At 69.3% G+C, this 14640-nt stretch carries 16 protein-coding genes; 11 read left to right on the top strand and 5 right to left on the bottom strand.

The genetic code is table 11. The annotated features are described in order from the left end of the window. Positions 1 to 12: 12 nt before the first annotated feature. On the bottom strand, positions 13 to 1032 hold the full coding sequence (locus RQG82_RS09750; RefSeq protein ID WP_311258891.1) for a GNAT family N-acetyltransferase: 1020 nt from the start codon (positions 1030 to 1032) through the stop codon (positions 13 to 15). 115 nt (positions 1033 to 1147) lie between these two features. On the opposite strand from RQG82_RS09750, the gene RQG82_RS09745 reads away from it, so the two are divergent. The 11 genes from RQG82_RS09745 (at position 1148) to RQG82_RS09695 (ending at position 11065) form a co-directional block, all read left to right on the top strand. Then, positions 1148 to 1480 carry a helix-turn-helix transcriptional regulator gene (locus tag RQG82_RS09745; RefSeq protein WP_311258890.1) on the top strand — a complete coding sequence of 111 codons (333 nt, stop codon included), beginning with the start codon at positions 1148 to 1150 and terminating at the stop codon, positions 1478 to 1480. Between the two features lies 1 nt (position 1481). Next, on the top strand, positions 1482 to 2441 hold the full coding sequence (locus RQG82_RS09740) for a permease prefix domain 1-containing protein (protein WP_311258889.1): 960 nt from the start codon (positions 1482 to 1484) through the stop codon (positions 2439 to 2441). A gap of 78 nt (positions 2442 to 2519) precedes the next feature. Beyond that, on the top strand, positions 2520 to 3431 hold the full coding sequence (locus RQG82_RS09735) for a 1,4-dihydroxy-2-naphthoyl-CoA synthase (RefSeq protein WP_311258888.1): 912 nt from the start codon (positions 2520 to 2522) through the stop codon (positions 3429 to 3431). A 16-nt stretch (positions 3432 to 3447) separates the two neighbouring features. After that, a complete protein-coding gene (locus RQG82_RS09730) occupies positions 3448 to 4608 on the top strand; it encodes an AMP-binding protein (RefSeq protein ID WP_311258887.1) in 1161 nt (386 codons plus the stop codon). A 42-nt stretch (positions 4609 to 4650) separates the two neighbouring features. Then, positions 4651 to 5442: a class I SAM-dependent methyltransferase gene (locus tag RQG82_RS09725; RefSeq protein ID WP_311258886.1), complete on the top strand. Its 792-nt coding sequence runs from the start codon at positions 4651 to 4653 to the stop codon at positions 5440 to 5442. Positions 5443 to 5505: 63 nt separating this feature from the next. Further along, positions 5506 to 6681, top strand: a complete 1176-nt coding sequence (locus RQG82_RS09720) for a histidine kinase (protein ID WP_311258885.1) — start codon at positions 5506 to 5508, stop codon at positions 6679 to 6681. Then, a complete protein-coding gene (locus RQG82_RS09715) occupies positions 6678 to 7313 on the top strand; it encodes a response regulator transcription factor (protein WP_311258884.1) in 636 nt (211 codons plus the stop codon). The genes RQG82_RS09720 and RQG82_RS09715 overlap by 4 nt, the downstream gene beginning before the upstream one ends. A gap of 98 nt (positions 7314 to 7411) precedes the next feature. Beyond that, positions 7412 to 8173 carry an ABC transporter ATP-binding protein gene (locus tag RQG82_RS09710; RefSeq protein ID WP_311258883.1) on the top strand — a complete coding sequence of 254 codons (762 nt, stop codon included), beginning with the start codon at positions 7412 to 7414 and terminating at the stop codon, positions 8171 to 8173. Beyond that, positions 8170 to 9642, top strand: a complete 1473-nt coding sequence (locus RQG82_RS09705; RefSeq protein ID WP_311258882.1) for an ABC transporter permease — start codon at positions 8170 to 8172, stop codon at positions 9640 to 9642. The genes RQG82_RS09710 and RQG82_RS09705 overlap by 4 nt, the downstream gene beginning before the upstream one ends. 80 nt (positions 9643 to 9722) lie before the next feature. Beyond that, positions 9723 to 10379, top strand: coding sequence for a 2-phosphosulfolactate phosphatase (locus RQG82_RS09700; protein WP_311258881.1), 657 nt, complete (start codon positions 9723 to 9725; stop codon positions 10377 to 10379). A 137-nt stretch (positions 10380 to 10516) separates the two neighbouring features. Then, positions 10517 to 11065 (top strand): DUF3054 domain-containing protein, encoded by a 549-nt coding sequence (locus RQG82_RS09695; RefSeq protein WP_311258880.1) that lies wholly within the window; start codon positions 10517 to 10519, stop codon positions 11063 to 11065. Between the two features lie 142 nt (positions 11066 to 11207). On the opposite strand, the gene RQG82_RS09690 is transcribed toward RQG82_RS09695, so the two are convergent. The 4 genes from RQG82_RS09690 to RQG82_RS09675 form a co-directional block, all read right to left on the bottom strand. Further along, positions 11208 to 11696: a SprT-like domain-containing protein gene (locus RQG82_RS09690; protein WP_311258879.1), complete on the bottom strand. Its 489-nt coding sequence runs from the start codon at positions 11694 to 11696 to the stop codon at positions 11208 to 11210. A 77-nt stretch (positions 11697 to 11773) separates the two neighbouring features. Then, positions 11774 to 12301, bottom strand: a complete 528-nt coding sequence (locus RQG82_RS09685) for a hypothetical protein (protein WP_311258878.1) — start codon at positions 12299 to 12301, stop codon at positions 11774 to 11776. 101 nt (positions 12302 to 12402) lie between these two features. Next, a complete protein-coding gene (locus tag RQG82_RS09680; RefSeq protein ID WP_311258877.1) occupies positions 12403 to 13263 on the bottom strand; it encodes a fused MFS/spermidine synthase in 861 nt (286 codons plus the stop codon). A gap of 17 nt (positions 13264 to 13280) precedes the next feature. Further along, positions 13281 to 14531: an LCP family protein gene (locus RQG82_RS09675; protein ID WP_311258876.1), complete on the bottom strand. Its 1251-nt coding sequence runs from the start codon at positions 14529 to 14531 to the stop codon at positions 13281 to 13283. Between the last annotated feature and the right edge of the window lie 109 nt (positions 14532 to 14640).

Genomic DNA, 14640 nt, shown 5'->3' with positions numbered 1-14640 from the left:
GACGGACGCTCCTCAGATCAGGCGCTTCTGCAGTTCGCCGAGTCGCTCGCTCGGGCGGAAGCCGAGCAGGGTGTTCACGGCGAGCATGTGCGCATTCGATTCTGCGTTGTAGGTGTAGACGGCGCGCGCCTGAGGCGCCCCGCGATGCAGCATCCGCAGGTTGGCGACCTTGACCGCGATGCCGAGCCGGTGGCCCCGGTCGGCCGCGCGCACGAGGGTTCCCCACTGATAGGCGTTGCCGTCGTCGGTCGACACGACGAGCTGCGAATAGGCCGCGGCGTCGCCGTCAGGGGCGAGAGCGATCGTGCCGAACGAGATGCGGCCCTGCAGGTCGAGCAGCTCTTCGCTCTCGCGGATGCTGGCCACGTCGGGCTTCTGCGGCTCGATGTCGAGCTCGCCGGTCGGCGCCTCGGTCTCGAGCGTGGCGTCGAGGACCGTCCAGCGCTCCACGACGTCGTCGGGGATGTGGCCCACCCAGCTGCGGACCTCGTACTGGGCGATCGCAGAGGCGATGTCGCTCTCGATCCGGTCGAGCAGTGCGGGGTCGACCGGCAGGGGAAGTCTGCTCTGCACGTCGCCGAGAGCGAGGCTGTAGCCGTGTCGCCTCGCGAACTCGCGGCCCGGGGACCCCGCTCCCTCCGAACCGAGCTCATACGGCCACGACGCCGAACCCTGCGCTGTCGTGCGGTCGGATGCCACGGCTTCGCGCTCGAGAAAAGCGAGCGCCTCGGTGCCGATGCTGCGGCGTCGGTGTCGCGGCGGCACGCTGATCGCGAGGTGCGCGACGTGCGTGTTGTCCTTGAGGGGCAGCGCGAGGCTCGCGGATCCGACGATGTCTGCGCCGTCGCGGACGAGATAGGCGCGCCGGTCGACGACAGCCGACGCCTGCCGTAGCTCGCTGCGGCACTCGGCCAGAGACCAAACGACGGCATCCGCACCGCGGTCCGCTCGTTCGGCGGCGGCGTAGCAGTCCCACCACGCATCCACCTCGGCGTCGTCGGAGGGATCGACGCGGGAGATCTCGATCGTCATTCCCCCACGGTAGTTGCTCGAGGGGAGGGCGCCGAGGGGGCACTGTCGCGGTCCATGGTCCGCTACACAGATGTGTGATTGACAATGGTGTGTGACGCACAGTAATGTGACGGACATGAACGAGACCCTCGACACGCATCTGCAGGAACTGCGCCGCGGCACCGTGGTGCTGGCCTGCCTGCAGCTGCTGCGCACGGCGGGGTACGGCTACGGACTGCTCGAAGACCTCGAGCGCCGCGGCTTCGCCACCGACGCGAACACGCTGTACCCGCTGCTTCGCAGGCTCGAGAAGCAGGAGTACCTCACGAGCGAGTGGAACACCGACGAGGCGCGGCCCCGCAAGTTCTACCGCACCTCGGACGCCGGCATCCGGCTCGCCGACACCCTGACCGAAGAATGGCGATCGCTCACCGCGGCGATCGCGACCCTCACCTCCGAGGAGCACTGACATGACCACGACAGCCACGCTCACCGAGCGCTACATCAGCGCCACGATCCGCAGCCTCACGCCCGAGGTGCAGGACGACGTTCGCGCAGAGCTCGAAGGGTCGATCGCGGATGCGATCGATGCGAAGCTCGAGCAGGGGGAGACCCCCGCAGCCGCTGAACGCGCCGTGCTCACCGAGCTCGGCGACCCCGGCATCCTCGCCGCGGGGTACGCCGACCGTCCGCTGCACCTGATCGGGCCGAAGTACTACCTCGTCTGGTGGCGGCTGCTCAAGCTGCTGCTGATCATCGTTCCGATCTGTGCATTCGGTGGCGTCATGCTCGGACAGCTCATCGACGGCGCCCCGACGGGCGAGATCATCGGCACGGCGGTGGTGGCGGCTCTCGGATCCGTCGTCCATGTCGGGTTCTGGGTGACACTCGTCTTCTTCGTGCTCGAGCGCACCGGCGCCGACACCGGGGTGAGGTGGAGTGTCGACCAGCTGCCTGAGCCGACGCAGAACGGTGCCGGTCGCGCCGACGCCATCGCCTCGATCGTCTTCCTCGTGCTCGGCGCGGGGGCGGTGTTCTGGGACGCATTCGTCGGCTTCTTCCCGACCGAGGGCGCTCCGATCGCCCTGCTCAATCCGGCGCTCTGGCCGTGGGGCATCACTTTCCTCCTCGCGCTCTTCGTCGCCGAGGCGCTGCTGGCCGTGTTCGTCTACGCCCAGCGTCGCTGGACGATCGGCGCCGCGGTGGTCAACACCGTGCTCGCGGCGGTGTTCGCCGCCTGGTCGCTGACGCTGCTGGTGCAGGGAGAGCTGGTCAATCCGGAGTTCCTCGACTACGTCTTCACCGACAACGGGGTGACCGACGAGACGATGCGGATCCTCACGGTGATCACGGGGTTCTGCCTCGTGGCCTTCCCGATCTGGGACATCGTGGACGGCTGGATCAAGACGGCTCGAGCCCGCCGCCCCTGAACCCAGAACGCAGACGGCGTCGCCTCTCGGGGCGACGCCGTCTGCGTCTGCAACCCCCGCGGGAATAGGCTGGATGCTGTGACCAGCGCATTCGTCTCAGACCTGTTCGACCCGGACGAATGGGTGCTCGCGCCCGGTGCCGAGGACTACACCGACATCACCGCCCACGTCAGCACGGACGGCGGAGTCGCCCGCATCGCGTTCAACCGCCCCGAGGTGCGCAACGCCTTCCGTCCGCACACCGTCGACGAGCTCTACCGCGCGCTCGACGACGCACGGCAGAACCCCCGCATCGGCGCCGTGCTGCTCACGGGCAACGGGCCGAGTCCGAAGGACGGAGGGTGGGCGTTCTGCTCGGGCGGTGACCAGCGCATCCGCGGACGCGACGGCTACAAGTACTCCGACGACGAGACGACCGTGCACGACCCCGCGCGAGCCGGTCGCCTGCACATCCTCGAGGTCCAGCGCCTCATCCGCTTCATGCCCAAGGTCGTCATCGCCGTCGTACCGGGGTGGGCCGCGGGCGGCGGGCACTCGCTGCACGTGGTCTGCGACCTCACGATCGCCTCGGCCGAGGAGGCGCGGTTCAAGCAGACCGATGCCGACGTCGGCAGCTTCGACGCCGGCTACGGGTCGGCCTACATGGCGAGGCAGACGGGTCAGAAGTTCGCACGCGAGGTGTTCTTCCTTGCGGAGGAGTACTCGGCTCAGCGTGCCTACGAGGCAGGAGCCGTGAACCGGGTCGTTCCCCACGCCGAGCTCGAGCGCGAGGCGCTGAAGATGGCGCGCACCGTGCTCACCAAGTCGCCCACGGCGATCCGCATGCTGAAGTTCGCGTTCAACGCGGTCGACGACGGGCTCGTCGGGCAGCAGGTCTTTGCGGGCGAGGCCACGCGTCTCGCCTACGGCACCGACGAGGCGGTCGAGGGCCGCGACTCGTTCCTCGAGAAGCGCGACGCCGACTGGTCGTCGTTCCCCTGGCACTACTGAGCGGATCGAGACGCACATGGTCGCGCTGACGCCCACGGATGCCGAGGATCCGGCCGAACTGCGCGACGCCCTGGCGCGGGCGCTCGACGGCGGACCGGCGCTCGGGTTCGGGATGCTCGGCGACGCGCCCAGGGGCGTGCCCGACGGCACGGCGGTCGTGATCGCCACCTCCGGCTCCAGCGGCGTCCCCAAACGCGTCGTCCTGAGCGGCGAGGCGCTGCGAGCGAGTGTCGAAGCCACGGCGGCGAGGGTGGGCGGCGGACGATGGCTGCTCGCGCTTCCGGCCGGATACGTGGCGGGGCTCCAGGTTCTGGTGAGGTCTCTGATCGCCGGCACGCACCCGGTGGCCCTGGGCGGTCGGTTCTCACCCGAGACCTTCGCCGATGCGACGCTGTCGATGCTGCGTCCGACTCCGGGCGGCTCCGCAGCGATCCCCGAGCTGTACACCTCTCTCGTGCCCGCACAGCTGTCGACACTGCTCGACGCCGCCGACGACCGACCGGTGCGCGCCGCACTGCAGGCCTACCGGGCGATCCTCGTCGGGGGACAGGCGCTGCCGGTGCCCCTCCGTGAACGGGCCGCCGATCTCGGCGTCCGGCTCGTGCGCACCTACGGCTCCACCGAGACCAGCGGCGGATGCGTGTACGACGGTGTTCCCCTCGACACCGTCGCCGTGCGCACGGTGGACGGGGAGCTGCGCATCGCCGGTCCGATGCTCGCTGACGGCTACCTCGGCGACGGGGAGCTGACCGCCAAGAACTTCTCGCGCGACGAGCACGGCATCCGCTGGTACCACACCGGCGATCTCGGGCTCTTCGACGACGGCGTGGTGCGGGTGCACGGTCGTGCGGACAACGTGATCGTCTCGGGCGGCATCAACATCTCCCTCGACCGTGTCGAACGGCTGGTTCGCAGTGTTCCGGGGCTCACCGGCGCCGTGGTCGTCGGCGTGCCGGATGAACGATGGGGCGAGGCCTCGGTCATCGTCGCGGCCAGAGGCGAGGCGCTGCGGCGCAGCGAGCCCGAGCAGCTCGCGCATGCGCGGGATCTCGTGGCGGAGGAGCTCGGAAAGCATGCCAGACCGGCACGCCTGGTCATGGTCGACGAGCTTGCCGCGCTGGCCTCCGGAAAACCGGATCGCGAATCGATCAGACGGGCCGTCCTCGAGCTGCACTGACGGTCGATTCGGTCAGGCGAGGGGTTCTTGCCAGACTGAGGCATGGCCACCTACACGCACGGGCACCATGAGTCCGTCCTCCGCTCTCACAGCAGCCGCGACATCTCCAACTCCGCGGAGTACCTCCGCCCGCACCTGACCGAGACCACCAGGCTTCTCGACGTCGGAGCAGGGCCAGGCAGCATCACGGTCGACTTCGCCGGGATCGTCGCCCACGTGACGGCGACCGAGATCGATGAGAACGCGCTCTCGCTGTCGCGCGATCTCGCGTCGAGCAGAGGTCTGCACAACCTCGACTTCGCGATCGAGGACGTGCATGCGCTGGGCTTCGCCGACGACAGCTTCGATGTCGTGCATGCGCACCAGGTGCTGCAGCACGTCGGCGATCCGGTGCAGGCGCTACGTGAGATGCGCCGGGTCGCAGTGCCCGGCGGCGTGGTGGCCGCCCGGGACGCGGATTACGCCGGATTCATCTGGTTCCCGGTGCTGCCGGAGCTCGACCGGTGGCTCGACCTGTATCGCCGTGCCGCGCGAGCCAACGGAGGGGAGCCCGATGCGGGACGCCGCCTCCTCTCGTGGGCACGGGAGGCCGGGTTCGAAGAAGTGACCGCGACGACCTCCACCTGGACGTACGCGACCCCCGAGGATCGTGCCTGGTGGGGCGGCATGTGGGCAGACCGCATCCTCGAGTCGGCGCTCGCACGGCAGCTGGTCGACAGCGAGATGGCGACGTCGAGCGACCTGCAGGCGATCAGCGACGCCTGGATGCGCTGGGCCGACGACGGCGACGGCTGGTACCTCGTGCCGCACGGCGAGATCATCGCCCGCGCCTGACACGCGCCGGATACATCTCCAGGCGGATGCGAGGCGGATGCCGTGCCGCGTAGCGTTGGGGGAGTGATCCGCCCGCTCTCCCGCACGGCGCTCGTGCTCGACATCGTCGGGGCGGCGCTGCTCTTCGTCATCCTCACTCCCTTCTCGGTCGCGTTCTACGGTCCGGGGGCGGCCGGCCAGGGGATCAGCGGTGCTGCTGTCGCGGCGGTCGTGGTCGCGGGCATCCTGATGTTCGGCGGCGTCGCGATCGGCAGGCTGGCTCCTGGACTCGCGCTCGCCGCGGCCTGGGCGGGCGCCATCGTGCAGATGCTCTCCGGATTCGGGCCGCTTCCGATCGATGTCGCGATCCTTCTCGTGCTCTACGCCACCGCCGCCTGGGGGTCGCGGGTCGTGCTGTGGTGGGGGTTCGGCTCCGCGCTGCTGGGCGCCTTCGTGTCGGCGGTCTACCTGGTGGTCGTCACCGGTGTCACCTCCGGAGCCAGCGGCTGGGATCAACTGACCACCGGCACTCTGCTCCTCGTCGTCTCGGTGCTCGCTCTCGGCTTCGCCTGGGTGTGCGGGCTGCTGTGGCGTGTGGTGCTGCGTGCGCGGAGCACCCGCTCGGCGCAGCTGAAGGCGGAGTCGCTCGCGGCGGAGGAGCAGGAACGAGTGCGCATCGCCCGCGACATGCACGACATCGTCGCGCACTCGCTGGCCGTGGTGATCGCCCAGGCCGACGGAGCCAGGTACGCGGCGGCCGCGAAGCCCGAGATGGCCACCGAGGCCCTGGGAACCATCGCGCAGACCGCTCGCAGCGCCCTGAGTGACGTGCGCCTGCTGCTCACCCAGCTGCGCCACCGACAGGGCGACGGTCCTCAGCCGACGCTCGCGGACCTCGAGGCGCTGTTCGCGCAGGTGCGTCAGGCAGGCGTCGAGCCGCGCATCACCGTCGATCCGATGCCCCCTGGAGAGCCGCCGGGGGCGATCCAGCTCGCGGTGTACCGGATCCTCCAGGAGGCGCTCACCAATGCCATCCGACACGGCGACGGGGCGGTCGATGTGCACCTCGCCTGGCTTCCCGACCGCGTCGACATCGAGGTGCGCAACACGATCGGCCAGGCGCAGACGCAGGTCGGTGCCGGGCACGGTGTGATCGGCATGCGCGAACGGGCTCAGCTCGTCGGCGGTAGCCTTCAGGCGGAGCGTCAAGGCGCGCAGTTCGTCGTCGGTGCGTCGCTCCCGATCGGAGAAGTCGCATGATCAGGGTCGTCCTCGTCGATGATCAGGCGCTGTTCCGCGCCGGCGTCCGCATGCTGCTCGCCTCGCAGCCCGACATCGACGTCGTCGGAGAAGCGGGCAACGGACGAGAGGGCGTCGCCCTGGTGCGCGCGACCCGACCGGATGTGGTGCTGATGGACATCAGGATGCCGGTCATGGACGGTCTCGCCGCGACCGCCGAGATCCTCGCGCAGCCCGACCCGCCCCGCATCGTGATGCTGACCACCTTCGACCTCGACGAGGCAGCCGCCCGTGCGATCCGCGGCGGTGCCAGCGGGTTCCTCCTCAAGGACGCCGACCCCGAGTTCCTCCTCGCGGCGATCCGCACCGTGCATTCCGGGTCGAGCGTGATCGCCGCCTCCGCCACACGTGAGCTGTTCGAGCACTTCGCCGAGGAGCCGAAGCCAGTGCCCGTGCAGTTCTCCGCGCTGACCGACCGTGAGCGCGAGATCTTCGCGCTCGCAGCCAGGGGACTCTCGAATTCCGAGATCGCCGCTCGCGAGTATCTCAGCGAGGCGACCGTGAAGACCCATATCAGCCGCATCCTGACCAAGCTCACTCTGCGCGACCGCGTGCAGCTCGTGGTCTTCGCCTTCGAGCACGGGCTCGCCTGACAGAACACCCGCCCGCTCGCGGGATCATCCTTGCGATGTAGGCGGATGCGTCGTCAGGCCGACGCGGCGGCACACCCGCCGTCCGTAGCGTCGAAGGCATGGAGATCACGACCACCGACCTCGGGCTCGCAGCCCGCGTCCAGCACCTCACGAAGACCTACGGCTCCGGCGAGGGCACCGTCCACGCGCTGGACGATGTCAGCGTCGGCATCCGTCGTGGGCAGTTCACCGCCATCATGGGTCCGTCCGGTTCGGGAAAGTCCACGCTCATGCACATCATGGCCGGCCTCGACACCCCGACGCAGGGGAGGAGCTGGATCGGCGACACCGAGATCACCCAGCTCGGAGACCTCGACCTGACGATCCTTCGCCGCCGCCGAGTGGGATTCATCTTCCAGGCGTTCAACCTCGTGCCGACACTCACCGCCCTCGGCAACATCATGCTGCCGTTCGAGCTCGACGGACGCCGCCCCAGCGCGATCGAGAAGGCCCGCATCGACGGACTGATCGAGACGCTCGGGCTCGGATCACGGCTGCAGCACCGACCGCACCAGCTGTCGGGCGGTCAGCAGCAGCGGGTCGCGATCGCCCGCGCTCTCGCCACGGCACCTGACCTGGTCTTCGCCGATGAGCCGACCGGCAACCTCGACTCGAAGACCGGACGCGAGGTGCTGCAGCTGCTCGCGACCGCGAGCCGCGAGCACGGGCAGTCGATCGCGATGGTCACGCACGACGCGATCGCGGCGAGCTATGCCGACCGGGTGCTGTTCCTCGGCGACGGACGGATCGTCGCCGATCACCCGCGTCAGAGCGCTGAGCAGATCTCGGCCTACATGCTCGCCGCCGAGGTCGCGGCATGAGCGCCGTGATCGATTCTCCGGTCCGCACGGTCGTCGCTCAGACGTCGGCGACCGGTCCGCGCCTCGCATGGCTGCGCGACCGCGGCATGGGAGCCAGCATCCTGGTCGCGACGCTCTCGGCCGCCTTCGGAGTGGTGCTGGTCGAGACCACGGCCTACCTCGGAGCGGTGCTGCAGGCCGACCCGTTCATCGGCGACAGCGAGACCCTCGCCTTCGTGGTCGGGCTGCTCTCGGTGCTCCTCACGGGCGTCGCGATGTACGTCGCGGCGATCGTCACCGCCAACACCTTCTCGACGATCATCGCCGGGCGCACTCGTCAGATCGCGCTGATGCGCCTGATCGGTGCGACCGCGCGGTCGCAGAGGGCGCAGGTCGGCAAGCAGGGCTTGGTGGTCGGCGTCATCGGCGCGGCACTGGGGCTGCTCTCCGGCCTCGCGATCGCGGCCGTCGGCGTGCAGATCGGCTCGGGACTGATCGAGAACGTGCCGACGGGGTTCTCACTCGCACAGCCGTTCATCGCCCTGCCTGTGATCGGCGTAGCCCTCACCACCTGGGCTGCCGCCTGGGCAGGATCCAGACGCGTACTCGCCGTCACACCTCTGCAGGCGATCGGCGGATCGGTCGAGCGCAGCCACGAAGAGATGTCCCGCCCTGGGCGTCACATCGGCGCATGGGTGCTGCTGGGTGCAGGCACCGTCCTGCTGGCGGCAGGGGTCGTCGTCGGACTCGCCCATCCTCTCGGAGTGGTCGTCGCCTTCTTCGGCGGACTGCTGTCGTTCACGGGACTCGCGCTCGGATCGGTGCTGTTCATGCCACCCGTGCTGCGTCTGGTGGGGCGGATGTTCGGCTCGAGTGCCACCGCACGCCTCGCGGCCGAGAACGCCCTGCGCTACCCGGAGCGCTCCTCGCGCATGGCGATCGGCGTGGTGATGGGGGTCACGCTCGTCACGATGTTCGCCGTCGCGCTCGAGTCGGTCAAGCAGATGCTGATCGGCCAGGTCGAGGGCGAGACGCCCGCCGAGTTCTTCACTCCTTTCGACGCCTTCGCATCGGTGATGATGGTGCTCGTCGCCGTGTCGGCGGTGATCGCCGCGGTCGGCCTGGTCAATCTTCTGACGATCGGCGTCGTGCAGCGTCGTCGCGAGCTCGGACTGCTTCGCTCGATCGGACTGTCCAACGTGCAGGTGCGTCGTATGGTGCTGCTCGAGGCCGCACACATCACGGTGGCCGCGACGCTGACCGGGTTGATCCTGGGCATCGTGTACGGGTGGATCGCGGCGCAGTCTCTGCTCGGTTCGGTGCCGACCCTGCCCGACTTCGAGCCGGCCGGGCTCGTCGCCCCTCACGTGCCGTGGCTGCCGGTCGTCATCATCGTCGCGGCGACCGCTGTGCTGACCCTGGTCGCGGCCGCCACTCCGACCCGTCTCGCCACCCGGGTGGCGCCGGTCGACGCACTCGCCGCAGACTGACGACGTGCGTGCGCCAGCGCCCCGTGACCCAATCGGTCATCGGGGCGTTCTGGCGCATCCGGTCGCTCTAGGCTGGACGGATGCCGTCTCCGTTCGACCAGTCCACTTATCAGGTGCGCCTCGAGTGGGGCGTCGAAGGGCTCGACCGCCTCGCACCCGCCGACGTCGTCGTGGTCGTCGACGTGCTCCGCTTCTCGTCGACGGTCGCGGATGCCGTCGCCTCCGGGTCCTCGGTCTCGCTCGACGACGCACGTGCGTGGTCTCGCAATGGTGCTGCGGTCGCCGCCCGCGCAGGTGAGGCCGTGGTGCTGATCGGAAGTCTCCGCAACGCGTCGGCGGTCGCGCGATCGATCGCGACGCTGCAGGAGCGCAACCAGGCACGCACGTCGGTGAGCGTGATCGCGGCGGGCGAAGCCGACGCAGACGGTGCAGTGCGGTTCGCGGTCGAAGACCACCTCGGGGCCGGAGCGATCGTCGCCGCGCTGACCGATCTCGGCATCGATCACACCGCACCCGATGCGGCCGTGGCAGCCGAGGGATTCCGAGCGTTGAAGCGGGCGCTGCGCCATATGGTCAGCGCGAGCGGATCGGCCCGCGAACTCGCCGACGGAGTGGCCGCGACCGATCGGATGCGGGCATCCGGCGCGGTCCCGACGACGACGTCGAGTGCCGCCGAGCTCGATGCCATCGATGCCGTGCCCGTGCTGCGTGACGGGGTCTTCGTCGCGTTCGACTGACTCGTCACCCCGACTCGCGGCGACGGACGCACCGCACGCCCGTGATCGAGCGCCGCGCCGACGTCGACTCGCAGTGCGGTCGGCAACAGGCCGCGCACCCGGCACGGGTTTCGGCTCGTGCCACGTAGGGTCATGGCATGAGGTTCGTCCCCGCGTTCATCGTCGATGCCGTCCTGGTGCTCGTGTTCGCCGTGATCGGCCGTGCCTCGCACGGCGAGAGCCCCGGCGGGTTCCTGATCACCGCCTGGCCTTTCATCGTCGCGCTGCTGGTGGGTCACGTCGTGGCCGCTCTGCTGCCGGCGCGGCCGCGTCGTCCGTGGTCGCTGGGATGGGGCGCCGTCGTCTGGCTCGTCACGGTCGTCGGCGGGCTCCTGCTGCGGGTCGCGGCGGGAGACACCGCTCAGATCGCGTTCATCATCGTCACGACACTCGTGCTCGGCGTCTTCATCGTCGGCTGGCGAGCCGCGGCGGCGTTCCTGCGTCGGCGCGCCGGACGCACGAGCGACACCGGTGCGATGAATGAGCGAGTGGATGACGAGTGGTCTGACGACCGGGTGGATGACGCGGTCCCGGCCGATCGAGTCGTGCATGACGAGGTCGCCGCAGGCGAGGCTGCCGTCGATGAGCGATCAGGGCCAGAGTCGGCGCCCGGGGTCGATCCCGAATCGGGTGCTCACCCGCGCTGACAGCGGACGGGTGTCCGGGTGCGGCGCATGGGTGGTCGATGAAGCACCTGTATCGGCTGTGTGCGATGCGCTTTCGACCTTGCAGCTCGCTCTGCAGCGCGGACCTCGATGATCGCTCCGGCCCCGCAGCGGCCTGACGCTGTCAGCGCGACATCTGGGCGGCGAGCTTCGTGTCGGCCGTGATCTCGCGACGCGTCCAGTCGAAGAGATAGCGGGCGTCGTACGAGCGCGAGCACCGTGCGCACGACGTGGCCCGTGACGGGCGCCGGTGCCGGTAGCTGACGTGACCGGCGGGGCACCGGCCGACCCATGGTGCGAGCTCGACCGCGGTCTCGCCATGATGAGTCGTTCCGCCGACGTAACCCAGGTCGCGGGCCAAGCGCTTCCAGGTCGCGCCGTGGGCGGCCTCATGACCGGCGAGCGCATGCGCCACCTCGTGCAGCAGCACCTGATGGATCTCGTCGTCTTCGAACCGGGCTGCCAGGTATCGCGACACGGTGATGCGCTTCTTCGTGTAGTCGCACTGCCCCGCTCGACGCTTGGCATGGTCGAAGCCGAACGACCAGCTGTCGTCGAGGTGCATCGTGATCAGTGCCTCGCCCCAGACGCGCACCCGGTCAAGTTCCGCCATGCGATCAGGCTAAGCCATACCGCCGACATCGCCGCTCAGCGCAGCGTCAACCCGAGGCGGGCGCGCGACGTGCAGCGTCAGCCCGCGACGAGCTGAGTCGTGCGGCGCCGCTCGGCGGCTTCGATCGCGAGCAGCACCGTCTCGAGCTCCCGGTCCTGGGCTCCCGCTTCGCGACGAAGGAAGAGGGACTGCTTGAAGCTCTCGCGGGCGGTCTCGTAGTCGCCGGCTTCGTACGCGTTCTTGCCGTGGTGGTGATGGGCGAACGCGGCGATCGAGACCCAGCGCTGCCCTTCCGCCTCGGCGGCGCACGTGGCGAGCTCCTGCGCGGCGGCGGCGTGCGCGCCGCGGTGCTGAAGGATGGTGGCGTGCAGCACCCGGGCGCGAAGGACATCCTTGCGGGTTCCGGCCATGCGAGCCTGACGCACTGCTTCGTCAGCGAGGGGGAGGGCTTCGTCCAGGCGATCGAGCACCTTCAGCAGCCAGACGCGTTCGAGCAGTGCCGGAAGGCTGCGCTGACCGTCGATCTCCTCCAGCCGTGCCGAACACTCATCGAGATCGACGCGCTCGCGAAGGGTCTCGTGGTCATAGCCTCTGATGAAACTCATTGCTCTCCTTCCGCAGCGTCCCCCCACAAGTGTGCCTCGCGACGGCGCCGTCGTCGGGGCGGCACGCCCCGGGTCCTCGCATCCGATCTCGATCGAGGTGCTCAGCGGAGGAAAAGCGAGGCATCCGGGCGAGGGGAGGCCACGGCATCCGCGTCCGTGACCACGCGGGCACCCTGCACGAACGCGGTCACCTCGGCGCCCTGGGCGATCTTCGCAGGATGCGGTCCGGCTGCCAGCATCCGCGGCAGCCATTCGGTCGGGAGGGGAGCGGCCGACGCCGCGATCACGAGGTTGCCGAACCTGCGGCCCTTGAGCACCTGCGTATCGGCGAGGACGCCGATCTCGGGAAGCACCTCCGCGATGGTCGCGACCTGACGTCGAGCGAAGGCGAGGCCGGGGCCGTCGGCGACGTTCACGAGCAGCACGCCTCCTGGCGCGAGAAGCTCGGCGAGTTCGCGATAGAACTCGATGCTGGTGAGGTGGGCGGGCGTCTGGGCGCCGGAGTACACGTCGGACACCACCAGATCGCAGCTGCCGACGATGGCCGGCGGAAGACGGCGGACGCCCTCACGGGCGTCTCCGATCCGCAGCCTGATCGATGCGCCTCTCGGCAGCGGAAGGTGCTCGCGCACGAGTGCGGCCAACGGAGCTTCGAGTTCGATCACCTGCTGCCGCGAACCGGGCCGCGTGGCCTCGATGTAGCGGGGGATCGTCAGCGCTCCCGCTCCGAGGTGCACCGCGGTGAGGGCACCTGCCGCGAGCTGATCGATCACGGCGCCCATGCGCACGATGTACTCGAAGTGCAGATGCGTGGGGTCGTCGAGGTCGACGTGCGACTGCGGGGTGTCGTCGACGATGAGCTCGAATCCGGTGGTGAACTCCGACGGCACGATGCGGGCGATGCCGCCGTGGTCGAGACGGGCCTGCGGGTGTTCGGTGTCCTTCGCTCGCGTCCTGCCCATGCTTCGAGACTACGCGGTCACTCCGCCTGGACGCCGACCGAGCATGTGTCCTGGTCGAGGGTCTGCCCCGAGATCTCCGGGGGAAGGGTCGCCCGCGCCTCCGGCGCCTCGGTGGCCGTCTCGACCGGCGCGCCTGCGGGTGGCGGCGTCGCGAGCTCCACGCTGCGATGCGTCGAGACGTCGCCGGCGAGCGCGATGGGCTCTCCGGCGACGAGTGCCGCCCACAGCGGGGCCGCTGCGTCGTAGTCGGGCACCACCTTGTTGCTGTCTTCTGGGTCAGCCAGGTTCGGGTACTGCACGAACACGAAGTCCGAGAACTGCACGTCCTTCAGAGCGAGCGCCAACTGCGTGAGCGTCAGGGCGTTGCTCAGCGACTCGCTCGGCACGATGTTGTCGGCCACCGTGTTCATCAGTCGAAGCACCTTCGAGGGGTCCGTCAGGGTCTCCGCGCTGAGGATCTTCTTGGCCAGTCGCGACATGTACTGCTGCTGATTCGAGATGCGGGCGAGGTCGCTCCCGTCGCCGACTCCGTGCCTGGTGCGGATGAAGGCGAGGGCGCTGGCCCCCGAGACCGTGTGCGTGCCGACCGGCAGGTCGACGCCCGCGAGGGTGTCGTGGATCCCTTCGCCTGCGACGCACACGTCGACTCCGCCGATCGCATCCGTGATCGCGATCACGCCGTCGAAGCTGATCTTGGCCGCGAACTCGACCGGGAGCCCGCTGAGATCGGTGACGGTCTTCGCGACGCACGAGACGCCGGCGTGCTCGAAGACCTCGTTGATCCGCCCCTTCGACATCGCCGATGCGGTCGAGCCGTCGGCCCTCTCGCATTCGGGCACCTCCAGGCCGAGGTCGCGGGGGAACGACACGACCGTGACAGCGCGAGGCGCCGCCGAGACGTGCACCAGGAGGGTCACGTCGTTCAGGGCACCCTGATCGCTCTGGGCGCAGCGGTCGCCGAGGATCTTCGTCGAGACCTCGCCGCATTCGTCCGTCCCGACGATGAGAAGATTGAAGGCCTTGTCGCTCGGGTACGCGCCCAGCGACGGAGGGGCGACCTCGACGTCGCCCTCGAGGGCGACGGCGCCTTCGCCGACGCGGTTCAGCACGTCCGCGGCGACGAAGCCCGCGACCGCGATCGACGAGACGAGGAGCACGGCCAGGGCGACTCCGAGGAGTCTGAACAGAGTCGAGAACGCACTGGGCGTAGGGAGGTCTGCGTGGCGTGCAACCGTCGAGCGCTTCGCGTCGTCGAGGGCCCCTGACATGCCGCGAGCCTACCCGCGGAGGTCGATGTTACGGCCGCATGACGTTTCCGAGAATAACTTGCAGGGAATTAGTTAGTGATGAATACTTTTTCCTACGTGGTAGGCACCC

Source organism: Microbacterium sp. WCS2018Hpa-9 (assembly GCF_031843745.1).
Lineage (GTDB): Bacteria > Actinomycetota > Actinomycetes > Actinomycetales > Microbacteriaceae > Microbacterium.
The sequence above is the reverse complement of the archived record's forward strand: the minus strand, read 5'-3'. Positions and strand labels throughout refer to the sequence as shown.

What these genes read in the sequence shown, in the direction of transcription:
- RQG82_RS09750 (WP_311258891.1), bottom strand. Translation starts at nt 1,032, where the DNA reads ATGACGATCGAGATCTCCCGCGTCGATCCCTCCGACGACGCCGAGGTG.
- RQG82_RS09745 (WP_311258890.1), top strand. Translation starts at nt 1,148, where the DNA reads ATGAACGAGACCCTCGACACGCATCTGCAGGAACTGCGCCGCGGCACC.
- RQG82_RS09740 (WP_311258889.1), top strand. Translation starts at nt 1,482, where the DNA reads ATGACCACGACAGCCACGCTCACCGAGCGCTACATCAGCGCCACGATC.
- RQG82_RS09730 (WP_311258887.1), top strand. Translation starts at nt 3,448, where the DNA reads ATGGTCGCGCTGACGCCCACGGATGCCGAGGATCCGGCCGAACTGCGC.
- RQG82_RS09725 (WP_311258886.1), top strand. Translation starts at nt 4,651, where the DNA reads ATGGCCACCTACACGCACGGGCACCATGAGTCCGTCCTCCGCTCTCAC.
- RQG82_RS09715 (WP_311258884.1), top strand. Translation starts at nt 6,678, where the DNA reads ATGATCAGGGTCGTCCTCGTCGATGATCAGGCGCTGTTCCGCGCCGGC.
- RQG82_RS09710 (WP_311258883.1), top strand. Translation starts at nt 7,412, where the DNA reads ATGGAGATCACGACCACCGACCTCGGGCTCGCAGCCCGCGTCCAGCAC.
- RQG82_RS09705 (WP_311258882.1), top strand. Translation starts at nt 8,170, where the DNA reads ATGAGCGCCGTGATCGATTCTCCGGTCCGCACGGTCGTCGCTCAGACG.
- RQG82_RS09700 (WP_311258881.1), top strand. Translation starts at nt 9,723, where the DNA reads ATGCCGTCTCCGTTCGACCAGTCCACTTATCAGGTGCGCCTCGAGTGG.
- RQG82_RS09695 (WP_311258880.1), top strand. Translation starts at nt 10,517, where the DNA reads ATGAGGTTCGTCCCCGCGTTCATCGTCGATGCCGTCCTGGTGCTCGTG.
- RQG82_RS09690 (WP_311258879.1), bottom strand. Translation starts at nt 11,696, where the DNA reads ATGGCGGAACTTGACCGGGTGCGCGTCTGGGGCGAGGCACTGATCACG.
- RQG82_RS09685 (WP_311258878.1), bottom strand. Translation starts at nt 12,301, where the DNA reads ATGAGTTTCATCAGAGGCTATGACCACGAGACCCTTCGCGAGCGCGTC.
- RQG82_RS09680 (WP_311258877.1), bottom strand. Translation starts at nt 13,263, where the DNA reads ATGGGCAGGACGCGAGCGAAGGACACCGAACACCCGCAGGCCCGTCTC.
- RQG82_RS09675 (WP_311258876.1), bottom strand. Translation starts at nt 14,531, where the DNA reads ATGTCAGGGGCCCTCGACGACGCGAAGCGCTCGACGGTTGCACGCCAC.